The sequence below is a fragment of the Microbacterium sp. ISL-103 genome (assembly GCF_018613995.1).
In the GTDB taxonomy this organism is placed as follows: Bacteria; Actinomycetota; Actinomycetes; order Actinomycetales; family Microbacteriaceae; genus Microbacterium.
Window position 1 is genome coordinate 689 of the sequence record NZ_JAGGPD010000105.1, and the last position, 16,527, is coordinate 17,215.

A 16,527-nucleotide genomic window follows, 5' to 3' on the forward strand; every position below is an offset into this window, starting at 1 on the left:
TCTGCAGGACGAAAGCACGGATGCAGGGCCAGATCGGCGATCCGGCCCTGCATCCGTGCTCAGGTCCTGCAGCCGGCACGGATCAGGACACGACCAGCACAGGATCCGGCCCTGCATCCGTGCTCAGGTCCTGCATCCGGCACGGATCAGGACGTCACTTCCCCTCAGTACAGGTCGACCCGACGGTCGGCGAACAGGTCGTTGTGCGGGGGCAGCGCCTTGCTGCGGGCGGCGTCGAGCGACAGCACGGCGGTCGCCCCCATCACGGCGCGGAACGCGACGATCCAGCCCTGCTCGTCGATGACGGCCGTGCCGTCTGTCCAGTCGACCCCGCGCTCGGATCCCCATCGGTCGGCGATCACGACGGGCAGCCTCGACGATCGGGCCGTCGCCATCGCCTGGATCAGCTCGGGAGCGTGCTCACCCTCAGGTCGAGCAACGAGCGGCCAGTTGACGGGCAGCGCGAGCACATCGGCGCCGGCGAGCGCGAGCCGCCGCGGCACCTCGGGGAACTCGTTGTCGTAGCAGAGGGCCACACCGAGGCGACCGAACGGGGCATCGACCACGACTCCGGCCTGAGAACCGGTGTCGAACACCAGCTTCTCGGTGCCCCACAGATGAGACTTGCGATAGTCGGCGAGACGCCGATCGCGGGTGAGCACGGCGGCGGTGTTGAAGAGAAGCTCGCCGTCGCGCTCCGCATAGCCGACCACGGCCACGGCATCCGCGGGGATCGCCTCCTGCAGCGAAGCCCATCGAGGGTCGTCGGCAGCCAGCGCCGCTGCGCGCGCCTCCTCCGGATCGGCGAACACATAGCCGCTCGTGGCGAGCTCCGGCAGCACGATCAGCTGCACCTCACGCCGGGCGGCCGCCGAGATCGCCGAGCGGATGCGGTCGAGGTTGCCCTCGACGTCGCCGATCACGATCTCGGGTGACAGCGCCGCGACGCGCAGCGTGACGGCATCCGCAGACCCGAGACTCGGGGCGGATACGCCGACGGCCGAGACGCCGGGGCGCGAGGAGCCGGAAGCCCCTCGCGCCCCTGTGGTCTCAGTCATCTTCGGTGGCGGTGACCATCACTCCGAGCGGGGCCAGGTAGCCGTTGGGGTCGATGGTCCAGTCGGCGGCGGCAGCGGCCTCGATGACCTCGGGGGCCCATTCGAGGTAGACGCGGTCATCGCCGCCGTTGATCACGAGCACGGTTCCGGTGCCGGTCTCGTCACCTTCGACGCAGACGTAGGAGCGCCAGCTGCCCTCGGGCACCGAGAACGTGTCGCCCGCGCCGAGTGTGACCGTGGTCGACGGGTCGCCGTTGAGGGTGACCTCCCAGCGACCGGTCTTGAACAGCAGCGCCTGCGTCTTGTCATGGCGGTGGCGCAGCACGCCCTGGCCTGCTTCGGCGCGCACCCACGCGAGGTTGAACGAGTGGGGCTCGGTCACGTTCGGCACCTGACGACGGTTCTCGCTCATGCCGTAGCCGATGGCGGTGGCGAGCTCGACGTGGCCGCCGTCGACCGCTGCGCACAGCAGCGCCGCCGACGAGTACTTCCGGTCGCCCGGCTGGATCACTCGCGAGCGCATGTCGTCGAGCGTGTAGGTCGTCAGCTCGTCGATGTAGTGCTGCTTCATCGGCGTGATCAGCGGCACGTCGTCGGGCAGAACGTCACCCGCGACGGTGTCGATGAGCTTGTTGTCGGCTGTGAGGTGCAGCCCGTACGACTCGGCCTCACGAAGCACCGACGGGCCCCAGATGATGCCGCCGTTGTCGTCGCGGCCGAGCACCGTGTAGAGGATGCCGTCATCCGGGCCCTCGTTGGTGAAGCCGCGGAAGATCCAGGTGGGGATCGTCACGATGTCGCCGTCGTGGCTGATGTACTCGCCCTGCGTGCCGTCGACGCCCCAGCGGAGTCGGAACTCGCCCCCGAGGTTGATGAAGACCTCGGCGGTGAAGTGCAGGTGCAGGTTGTTCGAGATGCCGTTGGGCATGCCGGCGGCACCGGTGTTGAAGCCGTGCTTCACCTCGAGGTTCACGTGCTGGCTGGCATTCTGCGAGACACCCGCCCCGATGAACGAGTAGTTCTCCTTGCGGTCAGAACCCGGGGTGCGACAGTCGATGAAGGCCGAGTTGCAAGGTACCCAGTCCGTGCGGCGGATGGTGCGGCGTGCGATCTCGTCTGCATCGACGATGACGTCGACCTGGTCGACGATGGCGTTGCTCATTTCTTCTTCTCCTAGTCGATCAGTCGCTGATCAGTAGATGTTGCTGAAGGCCGCGGGCTCATCGCCGCGGCTGCCCGCGATCTGGGCACGCAGCGCGATGTCGTCCCACAGGCGCACCTCTTTGACGAGGGCCCCCTGGTGGAACGTGAACTGCGAGATGCCGATCAGGTCGACCGGAGAACCGGTGAGGCTGCCGTAGTTCGGGACGCCGTTGTAGTCGCCCACGAACTTCCACGTGACGGCGACCCGCAGGCCGGCATAGCGCACGTCGTAGTTGGTCTGGATGTCGCGGATCTCGAACTGCCCGGCGGGGAAGGACTCGAGGAAACGCAGCAGCGCCCGACGGTAGCCCTCGGGGCGGATGACGACGCGGTTGCCGACCGTGAGCAGCACGAGGTCGCGGTGGAAGAACTTCTCGACCTTCTGCAGGTCGCGCTCGTTCCAGACCGTCTGGATCATGTCGATCACGGTCTCGACCTCGGAGCGATAGTCGTCGGGACGCACGCCCGAGTCGCCCTTCGCGATGGGGTCGGCGGGTGCCGCCTCGAGCCACGACCCCGAGTAGCCGCGGAAGGCCTGCGCCCGAGCCAGCTCGTCGAGGTCGTCGCCCCGCTCGAGAGCCCCCGCGAGAGAGTCGCGCACGACCCACTCCTCGACCATGCGGCCCTTGCGGTAGAGGCAGTTGGCGATCGTGCGGCTGTGGGATGACGTCTGCAGATGGCCCGAGAGCACGAGGTGCGAGCTGAGGAACGCATCGTCTCCGCGCGCCTCCCAGATCACGTCTTCGGCCTGACCCGTGCGGTCGGGGGTCGCCGAGATGCGCATGAGCGTTCCCTCGATGACCTCCTGACGCGTGGTCGAGGTGCCGTAGGCGCCGTGCACGATCGAGTCGGGCTCGTAGTTTTCACGGATGAAGCTGATCGACCGATCGACCCAGATCAGATCGGTGACCTCACGGATGAAGTCGTCGGGGTCTTTGTACGGCAGGTAAGCAACCGGGTCGAGAGACACGCTTTTCACTCCTTCGAGATGCGAAGCTGCGGTTCATCGGTGATCGCTGGCTTCGTCTTCGCCAGTGTATGCGTATGCACAAACGGACGCAAGAGACGATCTTGCGCACACGGTGATCATCGCCGCGAGGCGGGTCAGCCGGCGTGCGCGCGCGCGAGAGTGCTGCGGGAGACGAACACGGACTCGAACCGGGTGTTCTCGAGTTCGGCAGCGGGATCCTCGATGCGGCGCACGATGAGATCGGCCGCGGCGCGCGCCATGCCCGCGATGTCATAGCCGATGGTCGCCAGATCGATGATCGGCCAGGCCGCCTCGGGAAGGTCGTCGAACCCGAGGATCGACAGGTCTTCCGGCACCCGCAGCCCCGCGCGGTGGGCGGCGTTGAGCGCCCCGTACGCGACCACGTCATTGCCGCAGAACAGCAGCGTGGGGCGGTCGTCGGCGGCGAGGATCTCGGCCGCTGCGACCTCACCCTCGGCGGCGCCGTAGGGCACGCGCCGGACGTCGCCCTCGCTCAGCGACATCCCCTCGGCGACCAGCGCTTCACGGAGCGCCGCCTCACGGCTCTGCGCCGTGCTGGTGTTGCTCGGACCGAGCACTGCGCCGACCCGCTTGTGGCCCAGCTCGACAGCTCGCCGAACGGCCTCTCGATACCCGGGAGCGGGGTCGACGACCGTGGCATCCGCCTCGACGAACGAGCCGGTGCGGTTGAAGTACACGAAGGGCAGACCGCGGTCCTTCAGGCGCAGCGGGGCCACCGAGTCGACGGTGGTGGTCGCGAGGATCACCCCGTCGAGGCCGTTTGCCAGCAGACGCTCGACGATCGTGTCGTTGTCGGCCGACTCGGTGTGCAGCATCAGCTGGTAGCCCAGCGCTTCGAGCTCGCGGTGCACCGGCGCGATGATGTGCGAGTAGAACTGGTTGTCGAGATCGGTGAGCAGCAGCCCGATGCGCCGCGTGCGGCCGGAGGACAGTGCACGGCCGGCCTCGCTCGGCACATAGCCCAGCAGCTGCGCCGCTTCGCGGACTCGCAGCTTGGTCGCCTCGGACACGCGGGCGTCGTCGCGCAGGGCGCGAGACACCGTCGGCTGAGAGACCCCCGCCAACCGGGCCACATCACGACTCGTGACGACCATCTGACGCCTCCCCCTCGATTCCAGGATTCTAGTGCCCTTGACGCCAGAATGCATACGCGGTCATAATCAGCACATACGTATGCAACGGAAGGAAGGGCCATGCCCCTGCATCTGAAGACCGCGCCGACGAAGACGTTCGCGGACACCGCCCAGCAGGACGTCGCCGAGCGCGTGAGGGGGATCATCGGCGACATCCGCGAGAACGGCGACACCGCCGTGCGGCGCTACGCCGAGCAGTTCGACAACTGGAGCCGCGACTCGTACCGGCTCTCGGACGACGAGATCGCCGATATCATCGGCACCCTCGACGCGCAGGTGATCACCGACATCGAGTTCGTTCAGAACCAGGTGCGGCGGTTCGCTCAGGCGCAGCGCGACTCGCTCGTCGACATCGAGGTCGAGACGCTGCCCGGGGTCTTCCTCGGCCAGAAGCACGTGCCGGTGCAGGCCGCAGGCGCCTACATCCCCGGCGGCAAGTACCCGCTGACGGCATCCGCTCACATGACGATCATCACCGCGAAGGTGGCCGGCGTGCCCCGCGTGGTCGCCTGCACTCCGCCCATCCGCGGTGAGATCCCCGCAGCGACCGTGGCGGCGATGAAGATGGCGGGCGCCGACGAGATCTACATCCTCGGCGGAGTGCAGGCCGTGGCCGCGATGGCGGTCGGCACCGACTCGATCAAGCCGGTGAACATGATCGCCGGCCCCGGCAACGCCTACGTCGCCGAAGCCAAGCGCCAGCTGTTCGGCGAGGTGGGCATCGACCTCTTCGCCGGCCCCACCGAGATCCTCATCGTCGCCGACGAGCACGCCGACCCGTTCTTCACCGCCGTCGACCTGCTCTCGCAGGCCGAGCACGGCCCCGACTCCCCCGCCGTGCTCGTGACCACGTCGCAGGCGCTCGCGGAAGAGGTCATCGACTGGATCGAGAAGATCCTTCCCGGCATGCCGACCCGCGACTACGCAGCACCCGCCTGGCGCGACTGGGGTCAGGTGATCGTCGCCGACGATCTCGACGAGGCCTACCGGATCGCCGACGACTTCGCCTTCGAGCACGTGCAGATCTTCACGCAGAACCCGCGCGAGGCGCTGACGAGGATGCATGACTACGGGGCGCTCTTCCTCGGCGAGAACACCTGCGTCTCGTACGGCGACAAGGTGATCGGCACGAACCACGTGCTGCCGACTCTCGGCGCCGCGCGGTACACGGGCGGACTGTGGGTCGGCAAGTACCTGCGCACCGTGACGTATCAGGAGATCCAGAACACCGAGTCGTCGGCCGAGCTCGGCGCAGTGTGCGGGCGCGCCGCCCGTGTCGAGCTGTTCGAGGGCCACGCCCGCTCGGGAGACGCTCGCGCCTGGCGCCACGCCGGCACCGAGTTCGCCTGGATCGACGAGAGCCACGCGGCGGTCGGCGCGGAGGCGCGATGACCGACCTCAGCGGTCGCACCGCAGTGATCACCGGCGGCGGCAGCGGGCTCGGGGCGGCCATCGCTCGGGCGCTGCACGCCGCCGGTGCGCAGGTGGTGGTGGTCGGGCGCGACGCGCAGAAGCTCGATGCCGTCGTCGCCGACCTCGGCTCGCGCGCGCGCGGACTCGCCTGCGACGTGTCGGATGAGGCATCCGTCGAGTCGCTGCGAGAGCAGCTGACGGGCACCGAGGTCTCGATCCTCGTGAACAACGCCGGCATTCCCGGCCCGGTCGCCGCTCTCACCGACATCGGTGCCGCCGAGTGGGACGAGGTGTTCGCCGTGAACGTGCGTGGCACCTTCCTGCTCTGCAGGGCGCTGCTTCCCGGGATGGTCGAGCGCGGCGACGGCGACGTCATCAACGTGGCATCCGTGTCGGGCAAGCGTCCCCTCGCGCATCGGACGCCCTACTGCGCGTCGAAGATGGCCGTGATCGGGCTGACATCGACCCTCGCGTTCGAGGTCGGCCCCGCCGGAGTGCGGGTGAATTCGCTGTCTCCCGGCCCCGTGCAGGGCCCCCGGATGGCGCGCAACTTCCGCCTCGAAGCCGAGAGATCGGGAACGAGCATCGACGACGCCGAGCGGGCGTTCGTCTCTCGTGCCGCGCTCGGGCGCATGGTCACGGAGGAGGAGGTCGGCTCGGCCGTCATCGCCATGCTCGCGATGCCGGGCATGTGCGGCGCCGACATAGACCTCTCGGCCGGGATGGTGGCGTGATGACGTCGCTCCGCGCCAGAGCTCGGGCGGGCGAGAAGCTGATCGGCGCTCTGCTGCGGATGCCGTCGGAAGAGCTCGTCGAGATGCTCGCAGTCGCCGAATTCGACTTCATCCTGATCGACTGCGAGCACGGACCGGCCGATCTGGTCGCCCTGCGCCAGCACATGGCGCTCGCCCAGGTGCACGGCGTGCCCGTGATCGTGCGGGTGGGCGAGGGCGATCGTGGTCAGATCCTGCGCGTGCTCGACCAGGGCGCAGAGGGAATCCTCGCGCCCCACCTCGATACGGCAGAGGATGCTGCGGCACTGGTCGATGGCGCGATGTACCCGCCGGTCGGCACCCGCGGCTTCGCGACATACAGCCGGTCAGGACGCTTCGGCCTCGTCGACCCCGCCGACCACCGCGACTGGTGGCTCGAGAACACCCTCGTACTGGGAATGATCGAGTCGCCCGGCGGAGTCGCGAGCGTCGATGCGATCGTCACGACCTCACGACTCGACGGCATCATGGTCGGCCCCGCCGATCTCGCCGCGAGCTCCGGCCCCGACGATCCGCCCGTGCCGGAGTCGATAGCCGCGGTGCATGACGCCCTGGCTCGAGCAGGCTCGCTGCGCATGGACATCGTCGGCACGCGGGATGCGGCGAGCGGGGCCTTCGCCGACGGGGCCGACCTCGTGGTCTACAACCTCGCGTCGTCACTCATAGCGCATCTGCGCGGCCTGGCGGCACCCGAGCGCTGATCCGCACGGCCCCCTGCCTCGGCACCCCTCCCGCCAGCATCCCCGAGCTCGGCGACGCCGCTCAGCTCGGCGACGCCGCTCAGCTCGGCGCGCCCGCGTTCAAGAGCCCGCGTTCAAGTCCGCGTCAGGCAACGACCCCGGCCAGTCGCTGCTGCGACATCCACGACCGCACGAGACGCCCGAACTCCCGCGGCCGCTCGAGTGGCAGCAGGTGTCCGGCGTCGAGCGATACGAGCCGCGCGTCGGGCATCGCCGACACGATCTCGGTGTGGAAGTGCGGCGGACAGATCGCGTCGTCGAGCCCCGAGACCACCAGCGCCGGAATCGACAGCTCGGGCAGTCGGGCCAGCAGGTCGGTGCGCGTGAGCTGCATCCGCAACTGAGCGCGCAATCGCTCCGCCCCCGTGTCATCGCCCATGCGCAGCACCCGGTCGACCAGATCCGGCCGATCGCGTGCGGGCGCCTCGCCGAGAAGCGGGGCGAGGATGCTCTGCTGCAGGTCACGCGGCGACGCCCCGGCGTCCAGCCGGGTCAGCCACCCTCGCCATCCGTCTCGCTGCACGTCGGTCGGCTCTTTCGCGTTCGTCGACACCAGGCACAGCCCCGCCACTCTCTCGGGGGCCGCGAGTGCGAGCGCCATGCCGACGATGCCGCCGAGGGAGTGCCCGACGAGCACGAACCGGTCGGGCAGATCGGTGAGCAGCGCCGAGATCTGATCTGCGATGGAGGGGCGATCCAGCAGCGGCCGGATCGCCCCGTCGAGTACGTCGTCGGCCCACAGGTCAGCGGTGCAGTTCAGGCCGGCGAGCAGCACCAGCGGCGACGCCGCGGCAGGCACGTCAGCCCTTCACTGCGCCGTCGCTGAGGCCGGCGACGAGGTATTTCTGCGCGATGAACGCGATCACGAACACCGGGATGGTGAGCAGCATGGACGCCGCTCCCGCCTGTTGCAGCATCGGCAGCGTCTGGCCGAGCTGCGTCGCGATGAACACGGGCACGGTCTTCGACGACGTGTCTGTCAGCACCAGCGCCGTCAGGTATTCCTGGAACGCGAACAGGAAGACGAAGATGCCGGCGGTCAGGATGCCGGGGCCCATCAGCGGGATCATGACCCTGCGCAGCATCCCGATCCTGGTGCAGCCGTCGATCATCGCCGCCTCGTCGAGTTCTCTCGGGATCTCGGCGAAGAAGTTGCGCAGCAGCCAGATCGTGAACGGCTGATTGATGGCGACGAGGGCGATCGCGAGCGCGAAAGTGGTGTCGTAGATGCCGAGCGCGCGGCTGATGTCATACATGGGCAGCACCACCGCGAAGCGGGGCAGCGCCCGGAAGATCAGTGCGAGCACCAGCAGCAGGGCCGAGACGTAGCTCGGGAATCGAGACAGCGCGTATGCCGCCGGAATGCCGATCGCGAGGGCGATCACGGTCGAGACCACGGCCACCACGAGGGTGTTGATGAGGTAGTCCGCGAAGTACGTGGTCTCCCACAGATCGACGAATGCCTGCAGCGTCGGCTGGTAGTCCCAGAGCACGGGCGGGTTGGCGAAGGCGACGTCGGTGGGCTTGGTCACCGACAGCGTCATCCAGATGAACGGGCTCAGCATCACGACGCAGAGGATCGCGAGGAGGAGCCCTGTGACGACCGGCGGGCGGCGGGGGCCGCGGCGCTTGCGCTTCGAGGCGCCGCTCGTGATGATCGCTCTCGTGGACAGCTCGGAGGTGGTGAGACTCATCGTTCTGCCTTCGCTTCCTTGAAGATGCCCCGGATGAAGGGGATCAGCATGATGAGGATCAGGATGATGGTGAGGACGTTGATCGCGCTTCCGAGGCCGAGGTTCTCGGCGCCGTCGGCGAAGGCGACCGAGTAGACGTACAGCATGATCGACTCGTTCCCGATGTTCTGCGCCTGCGGCGAGAGCGGGATCAGGTTGTCGAACATGCGCAGCACGTCCATGATCGTGATCAGCGTGACGAAGCCGAGCACGCCGCGGATAGTCGGGATGATGACGCTGATGTGCGTCTGGAAGCCGTTGGCGCCGTCGATCTTGGCGGCCTCCTTCAGCTCGTTCGGCACTCCCTGCAGACCTGCCAGGATGATCAGCATCGCGAACGGCAGCATGTGCCAGACCGTGTTGGCGATGACGAGGGCGGCGTTGGGCACCTGGTCGGTGAACCAGAGCACCTGCGTGCCGCCGAAGAACGAGATGAGGCGGTTGACCACCCCGCCGAAGTTGTCGTCGAACAGCCATGAGAACGCGACCGCGCCGACGAGGTTCGGCAGCACGTACGACACCAGCATGATGCCGAGCACCAGCGGGCGCGACGTGGTGATGCGGTTGATGCCGGTGGCGATGATGTATCCGGCCACCAGCAGGATGACCGTGGTGACGACGGTCACCGCGACAGTGAAGAGGACCGCCTTGTGGAAGCGCGGATCGGTGAGAGCGTCGGTGAAATTCTCGAGCCCGACGAAAGTGCCGGGGGTGCCGTAGCGGACCTGTTCGAAGCTCCACTGCACCGTGCGCACCAGCGGGAGCACGAGCAGTGCGCCCATCACCAGCAGGCTCGGGAAGAAGAGCAGCCAGAACTCGCGTGCCTTCATGAGCGTCCTTCCTTGGACGGACTGTGGCCTGAACTCGCGCTCAGGCCACAGTCATGGACGTCGGGTGTCGGTCAGCCGGCGATCTTCTCGCCTGCGGCCTGCATCTGGGCGAGTCCCTCGTCGACCGAGATCTGGCCGTTGAGGATCGAGACCAGGGTGGGTCGGATCTCGTTGGTGATGTCGGCGATGATCGGCGACACGATCGGCGGCATCGCGCTGGCGATGGAGTCGTTCGCGGCTGCGCCGTACGGCGAGTTCTCTTCGGTGACCATTCCCTCGCGTGCGGGGTATGCGGCCGGGACCGATGCCTTCGACGCGTCTTCGCTGACGGCCGAGGCCATCATCTGGAAGAGCATGTCGTGGTCGAGCTTCGTGTTGAAGGGGATCGACCACCCGTCGATCGACAGTCGGTTGTACGAGTACTCGGCCTCATCGGAGACCTTGGGAGCACCGGCGAACCCGAACGAGTCCGACAGCTTCGAGTTCTCGGGCAGCGTCAGGTCGAACATGCGCCCGGAGAACATGATGGACATCGCGGCGGTGCCGTTGAACATCTGCTGCTGCACCTTGGGCTGGTCGAAGGTCGTGACCTGCGGGTCCATGTACGGCTTGAGCGCGAGCATGGCCTCGAGCGCTTCCTTCGCCTCGGGACTGTCGAGAGTGACCTCTCCGTCTGCGCTGACGAAGTCGGCTCCGAGGGAGTTCATCGCCGCCTCGAACCCGGTGGTGACGTCGGCGGTCGCGAGCCACGGCAGCGCGATCGGGTAGTCCATGAGGCCTTCGGCCTTGATCGCGTCTGCGGCGGTGATCATCTCGTCGAACGTGGTCGGCACCTCGAGGCCGAGGTCGTCGAAGACATCGGTGCGGTACGCCATGACGTACATCTGAGCCTGCATCGGGATGGCGTAGATGTCGCCGTCGTACGACATGCCCTCGACCATCGACTCGCTGATCTCGTCGAGGCCGTAGTCGTCGGCGTACTTGTCCCACAGGTCGTTCAGCGGGATGAGCTTCTCCTCCTCGCCGAAGCCGGGGATGACGAATCCGTAGGTCTCGAGGATGTCGTAGGTGCCGGAGTCTCCTGCGAGCGTGGCGGTGGTCTTGGTCACCTGCCCCCCGAAGTCGATCGGGTCGTGCTTCAGTGTGACATCGTCGGTCGAACAGCTCGAGACCATGGTGTCGGTGAAGGGGTCGATGGCGGAGGAGTTGTAGGCGAGGACGTTGACCGTGGTCTTGCCCTCTGGAGCGGTGTAGTCGCACGACACCGTTGTCGCGTTGTCGTTGTCGGTGCGGGTCCCGGCGCCGCAGCTGGAGAGGGCGACCATGCCCACTGCTGCGAGGGCGAGTACCGGCAGTGCCCGATGCTTGATGTGTCCCATGACGCTGATGGTATACGTATGCAACGGACTTAGGGAAGCCTACATTCCCGGAAACTTTCGGTGCTGAATACGTATACTGCCGAAATCCGCGCGCTGGTGCCGCGAGACGCCCTCCGCACCACTCTAGAGGCCTTCGACGATCTCCTTGATCGCCGCCGGTCGACCGCCCGGATCGCACCGGATCGCGGCGTGCAGTGCGTCACTCCGTGCCTGTCGGATGCCCGGAGCGCGCTACGCCCGAGGCTTGCGCTTCTCGAGCACGCCGGCGAGCAGCACCGCCACCAGCGCGGCGGCGGGCGCCACGATCAACCCGGCCCGCAGACTCTCGGTGTCGGCGATGAAGCCGACGAACGGCGGCGAGAGCAGGAAGCCGAGTCGCAGCAGCCACGACACGATCGTGAGTCCGGCGCCGCGGCGCAGCCCGGGCAGCTCGTCGGCGGCGTGCATGGCGGCGGGGATCAGTGTCGCGATTCCGAAGCCGACGGCGGCGAAGCCGGCGATCGTTCCCGGAACGCTCGGGAAGATCAGGGCGAGCGTCATGCCGGCCGCGGCGATGAGACCGCCCACCCGAGCCACGGCGCGCTGGCCGAAGCGGTCGGTCATGCCGTCGCCCAGCATGCGTCCGATGAACTGCGCCCCGACCAGGGCGATGAATCCGAGCGGCGCGATCGCGGCCGCAGCACCGAGCGACTCGCTCAGGTAGAGCGTCGCCCACGAGTTGCCCGCATCCTCGGCGATGGCGCCGGCCATGGCGATGAGGGTGAGGGCGATGAGCGCCATCACGATCCGCGGGCTCAGTCCACGGCGCACGGCGGCCTGCAGCTCGACGGGCTCGGCGGTCGCCTCGGCATCTTCGTCTTCGTCGCGTCCGGGCAGGCAGAACCACAGCGCGGTGAACGCCACGGCGGCGAACACGGCGGTCGAGATGCCCAGATGCACACCGAGGGGCAGCTGCAGGGCGATGGCCGCCGCCGCCATGCCGCCGCCCAGCACCGCGCCGATCGACCAGATGGCGTGGAAGGAGTTGATGATCGAGCGTCCGTAGCGCCGCTGCACGCGCAACCCGTGAGCATTCTGCGCGACGTCGGTGATGGCGTCGGAGGCTCCGCCGAGCAGCAGCGCGACCGCGAAGAGGATGCCGGAGGGCGCGAGGGCTGCGGCGAGCAGCCCGAGACCCGTGGCGATGGTGCCGATCACGGCGATGCGCGCCGAGCCGAAGCGACGGATCAGCACGGCCGCGAGCAGCCCCGCAGCGATCGCGCCGGCGGGGAAGGCCGCGATCGCGAGCCCGTAGCCGACGTTGTCGAGCCCGAGCGCGGACTTGATCTCGGGATACCGAGGCAGGATGTTGGCGAACAGGGCCCCGTTCGTGAGGAACAGCGCCGAGACGGCGATGCGCGCGCGGCGGGTGGCCCGGTCGGGAACCGAGCGTCGAATCGATTCGACAGCAGTCATGGCAACGATGCTACAGGGCGAGCAGACCAGTCTCGCAATCGCCGGCGACCGTCAGCGCTCAGAGACGGTCGGGTCAGCTCAGCAGCGGTTCTGCCTCGGAAGCAGACGCGGCAGGTGCGGCTGCGGCCGACGCGGCGGATGCGGCGACCACCGCGGCCTTCGCCGCGTCGAGGTCGCCGAAGAGGCCGATGAAATCCGACCGCGGTCCGAAGGCGCGGAAGCCCTCCGGCGCCGTTCCGGTGATGGAGCCGAGGAACTGGCGGCGGTCATTGCCGACGTGGAACCCCGGATCGACCTCGACCCACAGACCTCGTGGGCGCGACGCCCCGCGCACCCGCGCGCTCGTCACCGCCTTCGCGGTGTTCCTGATTCGGGCGGACACGGGTCACGCACTCATCGCATGCAGGGTGCGCGAGCCCGCGATGACCGGGGCGAACTCGTCGCGGGTGAGGTCGAGGCCGCCAGCCGAGTTCGCGGAGTTCATCATCGAGACCACGAGGGTGCGATCGATGGCGGCCTCTTCTTCGATCGCGAAGCGCAAGGGGATGGAGGCATGCAGCCACAACGTCTCGGCCATACCGTCGCCGACGGCGAGCGTGAGCGGGAAGGATTCGTTGCGCCGCAGCTTGGTCACGGTGACGAGTCGCAGGTGCGTCAGCACCTCGTCGTCGACCTCGATCGATGCTGCAGTGTTTCCGTAGGCCAGGTAACCCATGATCTCTCCCTCCTGCGAGTATTCGCTTGAGAAATAGATTACTAGGTTACCTAGCTAAATCCCAGTCCGACCTAGGGGAGGTCGCTGATCTCTTCGGTGAGACGTCGCAGGAACCGCGTGATCGCGTCGGTCTGCTCCGGTGTGAACTCGCTGGCGAGCGACTCGATGCGCTGCGTCAGCTCATCGGCCTGGGCGTTGAGATCGCGCAGCGACGGACGCAGCACCTTCGACCGCGCATCGGCCGGGTGCGGGGCGACGACGATCTGGCCTCGCTCCTGCAGTCGACGCNNGCGATCCGTGTCGTTCGGTGCGCGCACAGCAGCCAGCCGACGCCCGAACTGTGCTTCGGCGCGACGGAGTTCGTCGACGCGAGCGACGAGGTCGGTCGCCTGAGTTCTCGTCTCGATCCTGCTGGCCATGTGTCACCCCCTGACCCCTCCATGCTACTTGAGAAACAGGTAACCAGGTTGCCTAGTGAAATCCAATGCGACCAGCCTCTCTGATGTGATGAGATGATGGAATCCTGGGAAAGGGACGACATGGTCGAGCGATTCACACTCGAGAATGCCGGATACATCGCGTACTCCGACATGCTCGATCGTCTGCGAACGCGCTTCCCCTCCGTTCCCGAATGGCGCCTCGACCAGATCGTCGCTGCCGAGCACGACGCGATCACCGGCGGGATCCTGCGGATCGTGCCCGCCGAGGTCGAATCCGGCGCGATCGAGATGCTCGCACGTGAAGTGGAATCCGACGGACGTGAAGACACCCTGAGCGACGATGGCGAGGTGGCGTGATGGAGCGCTCCGAGGAATTCAGCCGATCCGGCTACTGGTATCCCGAGTCCGACAGTGCCAGCACCGTCGACGTCCTCAACATGCTCCGCCGCTACCGCGGGGCGGAGACCGCGATGCGCGCCCGCACCCGCGTCTCGATGGGCATGAATGAGACCGACCTCGTGGCCCTGCGCTTCCTGCTGCGCGAGCAGCGCGCGGGACGCCTCGTGCGACCGATCGACATCGCCCGCATGCTCGACATCTCGACGGCATCCACCACCACCCTGATCGATCGCCTCGAGAAGGGCGGTCACGCCCGCCGCGAAGCGCATCCGACCGACCGCCGTGCCGGCGTGATCGTTCCGACCGTGAGCAGCGACGACGAGGTGCGTGAGACCCTCGGCGCGATGCACCGGCGGATGCTGGCGCTCGTCGACGAGATGAGCGACCAGGAGCGTGCCGTCGTCACGCGCTTCCTCGCCGGCATGACCTCGGCGATCGAAGAGGCGTCGGACCTCGACCAGGAGCTGCGAGACGTCATCCGCTCGCACGAGGCGTCCGAGGCCGAGTCCGAGTCGGAGTCGACCGGCGAGTAGCCGACGACCCCGACACCGGCACGGGCCTCAGGCCTTGTCGGTCTGCGCGTCAGCCTGCCCCTCGGCCTCGAGGCGCTCGGGGAAGAGCTCGTCGAGGTCGAGGTCGGGGTTGTCCTCCTGCGTCTCGACCAGCTCGACGGCCTCTTCGTGCGTCTGCACGCTCGGCATCGCACCGGGCAGAGGCCGGCGCGCCGATTCCTTGAGCACGACCACGGCGACGAAGCCCGCGATCGACGTGCCGATCACGTAGAACGCCGGCGCCAGCGACGAGCCGGTGAGCTGCACCAGCGCCTCCATGACGACCGGAGCGGTACCTGCGAACAGCGCCACGGCGAGGTTGTACGAGATGCCCATGCCGCCGTAGCGCGACGACGTGGGGAAGAGAGCGGGCAGCGACGACGCGAGGTTCGCGACGTAGAAGGTGACCGGGAAGGCCAGCAGCACGAGACCGAGCAGCGTCGACCAGATCTCGCCGTGCATCATGAACAGGAACGACGGCACGGCGAGCACGATGGCCGAGACCGACCCGATGAACAGCACCTTTCGGCGCCCGATGCGGTCGGAGAGCTTTCCGGTGAGCGGGATGCACAGCGCCATCGCCACGAGCACGGGAAGGGTGAGCAGGGTGCCGTGCACCTCGTCGTAGCCCAGCGTTCCGGTGAGGTAGGTGGGCATGTACGAGGTGAGGGCGTAGCCGACGGTGTTCGCGGCCGCGACGAGCACGAAGGCCGTCAGCAGCTCGCGCCAGTACGCGCGGATCAGCGCGAGGACGCCCTTGGGCGCATCGACGGATTCCTTGGCGTCGTCGGCCGCGCGCTGGGCGGCATCCTGAGCCTCCTGGAACGCCGGGGTGTCTTCGATCTTGAGACGGAAGTAGATGGCGATGAGGCCGAGCGGAAGAGCGACCAGGAACGGGATGCGCCAGGCGAAGCCCTGCATGACCTCGGCCGACAGCGTCAGCTGCAGGATCGACACGAACGCGGCGCCGATGGCGAAGCCCATGTACGAGCCGAGATCGAGCAGCGAGGCGTAGAAGCCGCGGCGCTTGTCGGGCGCGTACTCGGTGATGAATGTGGTGGCGCCGGCATACTCGCCGCCGGTCGAAAAGCCCTGCGCGAGCTTGAGCACGATGAGCAGGATGGGCGCCCAGACCCCGATGACCGAGAAGTCCGGCAGCACGCCGATGAGGAAGGTCGCCGCCGCCATCATGATCAGCGTGAACGCGAGCACCCTCTGGCGCCCCATGCGATCGCCGAGCTGTCCGAGCACGACCCCGCCGAGCGGACGCGCGACGAACGTCACCGCGAAGACGCCGAGCGAGAACAGCGACTGGGCGCCTGCCGAGGCATCCGGCAGGAAGGCCCGCCCGATGATCACCGCGAGGTAGCCATAGACGCCGATGTCGTACCACTCCATGAGGTTGCCGACCACGGTGCCCGCGACAGCGCGGCGCAGCATCGGCCGGTCGACCACGGTGACGTCGTCGACCGTGAGCCTGCGGGGCTCCGCAGCTGCGGGTCGCAGGCGTCGCAGCAGTCGCTGCCACAGGGTGAGGTTCTCGGTCTTCAATGGATCGGACATTCCGTCATCTTCTCTCTCGGGTCCGCTCAGCGTCGTAGGCCGGGCCGGACAGACGGCGGGGAGGCGGCTGTCGCCGCCTCCCCGCACTGTGTGCTGCCGGTCTCAGTTGTTGAATGCGTCCTTGACGTTC

The 16,527-nt window shown here is 67.8% G+C and carries 18 protein-coding genes; 5 read left to right on the top strand and 13 right to left on the bottom strand.

What is annotated here, in order from left to right; genetic code table 11:
• Positions 1-164: 164 nt before the first annotated feature.
• The 4 genes from J7E68_RS04750 to J7E68_RS04765 all read right to left on the bottom strand — a co-directional run bounded on the left by J7E68_RS04750 (position 165) and on the right by J7E68_RS04765 (position 4,367).
• Positions 165-1,058 (bottom strand): nitrilase-related carbon-nitrogen hydrolase, encoded by an 894-nt coding sequence (locus tag J7E68_RS04750; protein ID WP_215170324.1) that lies wholly within the window; start codon positions 1,056-1,058, stop codon positions 165-167.
• Complete coding sequence (locus J7E68_RS04755; protein WP_215170327.1) at positions 1,051-2,220, bottom strand: cupin domain-containing protein; 1,170 nt, start codon at positions 2,218-2,220, stop codon at positions 1,051-1,053. The genes J7E68_RS04750 and J7E68_RS04755 overlap by 8 nt, the downstream gene beginning before the upstream one ends.
• 30 nt (positions 2,221-2,250) lie before the next feature.
• Complete coding sequence (locus J7E68_RS20270; RefSeq protein WP_215170329.1) at positions 2,251-3,231, bottom strand: ester cyclase; 981 nt, start codon at positions 3,229-3,231, stop codon at positions 2,251-2,253.
• 134 nt (positions 3,232-3,365) lie between these two features.
• The gene (locus tag J7E68_RS04765; protein WP_215170332.1) at positions 3,366-4,367 is read right to left on the bottom strand and encodes a LacI family DNA-binding transcriptional regulator; all 1,002 of its coding nucleotides are present in this window, start codon (positions 4,365-4,367) and stop codon (positions 3,366-3,368) included.
• A 99-nt stretch (positions 4,368-4,466) separates the two neighbouring features.
• Here J7E68_RS04765 and hisD point away from each other — a divergent pair, with 99 nt between their 5' ends.
• The 3 genes from hisD to J7E68_RS04780 are packed head-to-tail and all read left to right on the top strand — an operon-like array spanning position 4,467 to position 7,293.
• Positions 4,467-5,798, top strand: coding sequence for a histidinol dehydrogenase (hisD, locus tag J7E68_RS04770; protein WP_215170334.1), 1,332 nt, complete (start codon positions 4,467-4,469; stop codon positions 5,796-5,798).
• Positions 5,795-6,553, top strand: coding sequence for an SDR family oxidoreductase (locus J7E68_RS04775; protein ID WP_215170336.1), 759 nt, complete (start codon positions 5,795-5,797; stop codon positions 6,551-6,553). The genes hisD and J7E68_RS04775 overlap by 4 nt, the downstream gene beginning before the upstream one ends.
• On the top strand, positions 6,553-7,293 hold the full coding sequence (locus J7E68_RS04780; RefSeq protein ID WP_215170338.1) for an aldolase/citrate lyase family protein: 741 nt from the start codon (positions 6,553-6,555) through the stop codon (positions 7,291-7,293). Before J7E68_RS04775 ends, J7E68_RS04780 begins: the two co-directional genes overlap by 1 nt.
• A 124-nt stretch (positions 7,294-7,417) precedes the next feature.
• Here J7E68_RS04780 and J7E68_RS04785 read toward each other — a convergent pair whose 3' ends face one another.
• From J7E68_RS04785 to J7E68_RS04820, 8 genes are all read right to left on the bottom strand, one after another.
• On the bottom strand, positions 7,418-8,131 hold the full coding sequence (locus J7E68_RS04785) for an alpha/beta fold hydrolase (RefSeq protein WP_215170341.1): 714 nt from the start codon (positions 8,129-8,131) through the stop codon (positions 7,418-7,420).
• Between the two features lies 1 nt (position 8,132).
• Positions 8,133-9,026, bottom strand: coding sequence for a carbohydrate ABC transporter permease (locus tag J7E68_RS04790; RefSeq protein ID WP_215170343.1), 894 nt, complete (start codon positions 9,024-9,026; stop codon positions 8,133-8,135).
• On the bottom strand, positions 9,023-9,895 hold the full coding sequence (locus J7E68_RS04795; protein WP_215170345.1) for a carbohydrate ABC transporter permease: 873 nt from the start codon (positions 9,893-9,895) through the stop codon (positions 9,023-9,025). The genes J7E68_RS04790 and J7E68_RS04795 overlap by 4 nt, the downstream gene beginning before the upstream one ends.
• Positions 9,896-9,966: 71 nt before the next feature.
• The gene (locus J7E68_RS04800; protein WP_215170347.1) at positions 9,967-11,274 is read right to left on the bottom strand and encodes an extracellular solute-binding protein; all 1,308 of its coding nucleotides are present in this window, start codon (positions 11,272-11,274) and stop codon (positions 9,967-9,969) included.
• A 231-nt stretch (positions 11,275-11,505) separates the two neighbouring features.
• Complete coding sequence (locus J7E68_RS04805) at positions 11,506-12,729, bottom strand: MFS transporter (RefSeq protein WP_215170349.1); 1,224 nt, start codon at positions 12,727-12,729, stop codon at positions 11,506-11,508.
• A 73-nt stretch (positions 12,730-12,802) separates the two neighbouring features.
• The gene (locus J7E68_RS04810; RefSeq protein ID WP_215170351.1) at positions 12,803-13,111 is read right to left on the bottom strand and encodes a hypothetical protein; all 309 of its coding nucleotides are present in this window, start codon (positions 13,109-13,111) and stop codon (positions 12,803-12,805) included.
• Positions 13,112-13,114: 3 nt separating this feature from the next.
• A complete protein-coding gene (locus J7E68_RS04815) occupies positions 13,115-13,444 on the bottom strand; it encodes a hypothetical protein (RefSeq protein ID WP_215170353.1) in 330 nt (109 codons plus the stop codon).
• 71 nt (positions 13,445-13,515) lie between these two features.
• Positions 13,516-13,863, bottom strand: coding sequence for a MarR family transcriptional regulator (locus J7E68_RS04820; protein ID WP_215170355.1), 348 nt, complete (start codon positions 13,861-13,863; stop codon positions 13,516-13,518).
• Positions 13,864-13,983: 120 nt separating this feature from the next.
• On the opposite strand from J7E68_RS04820, the gene J7E68_RS04825 reads away from it, so the two are divergent.
• Both J7E68_RS04825 and J7E68_RS04830 read left to right on the top strand, forming a co-directional pair.
• Positions 13,984-14,241 carry a hypothetical protein gene (locus tag J7E68_RS04825; RefSeq protein WP_215170357.1) on the top strand — a complete coding sequence of 86 codons (258 nt, stop codon included), beginning with the start codon at positions 13,984-13,986 and terminating at the stop codon, positions 14,239-14,241.
• Positions 14,241-14,816: a MarR family transcriptional regulator gene (locus J7E68_RS04830; protein ID WP_215170359.1), complete on the top strand. Its 576-nt coding sequence runs from the start codon at positions 14,241-14,243 to the stop codon at positions 14,814-14,816. The genes J7E68_RS04825 and J7E68_RS04830 overlap by 1 nt, the downstream gene beginning before the upstream one ends.
• A 27-nt stretch (positions 14,817-14,843) precedes the next feature.
• Here the strand turns inward: J7E68_RS04830 and J7E68_RS04835 are convergent, their stop codons facing one another.
• The gene (locus J7E68_RS04835) at positions 14,844-16,397 is read right to left on the bottom strand and encodes an MFS transporter (protein ID WP_215170361.1); all 1,554 of its coding nucleotides are present in this window, start codon (positions 16,395-16,397) and stop codon (positions 14,844-14,846) included.
• Between the last annotated feature and the right edge of the window lie 130 nt (positions 16,398-16,527).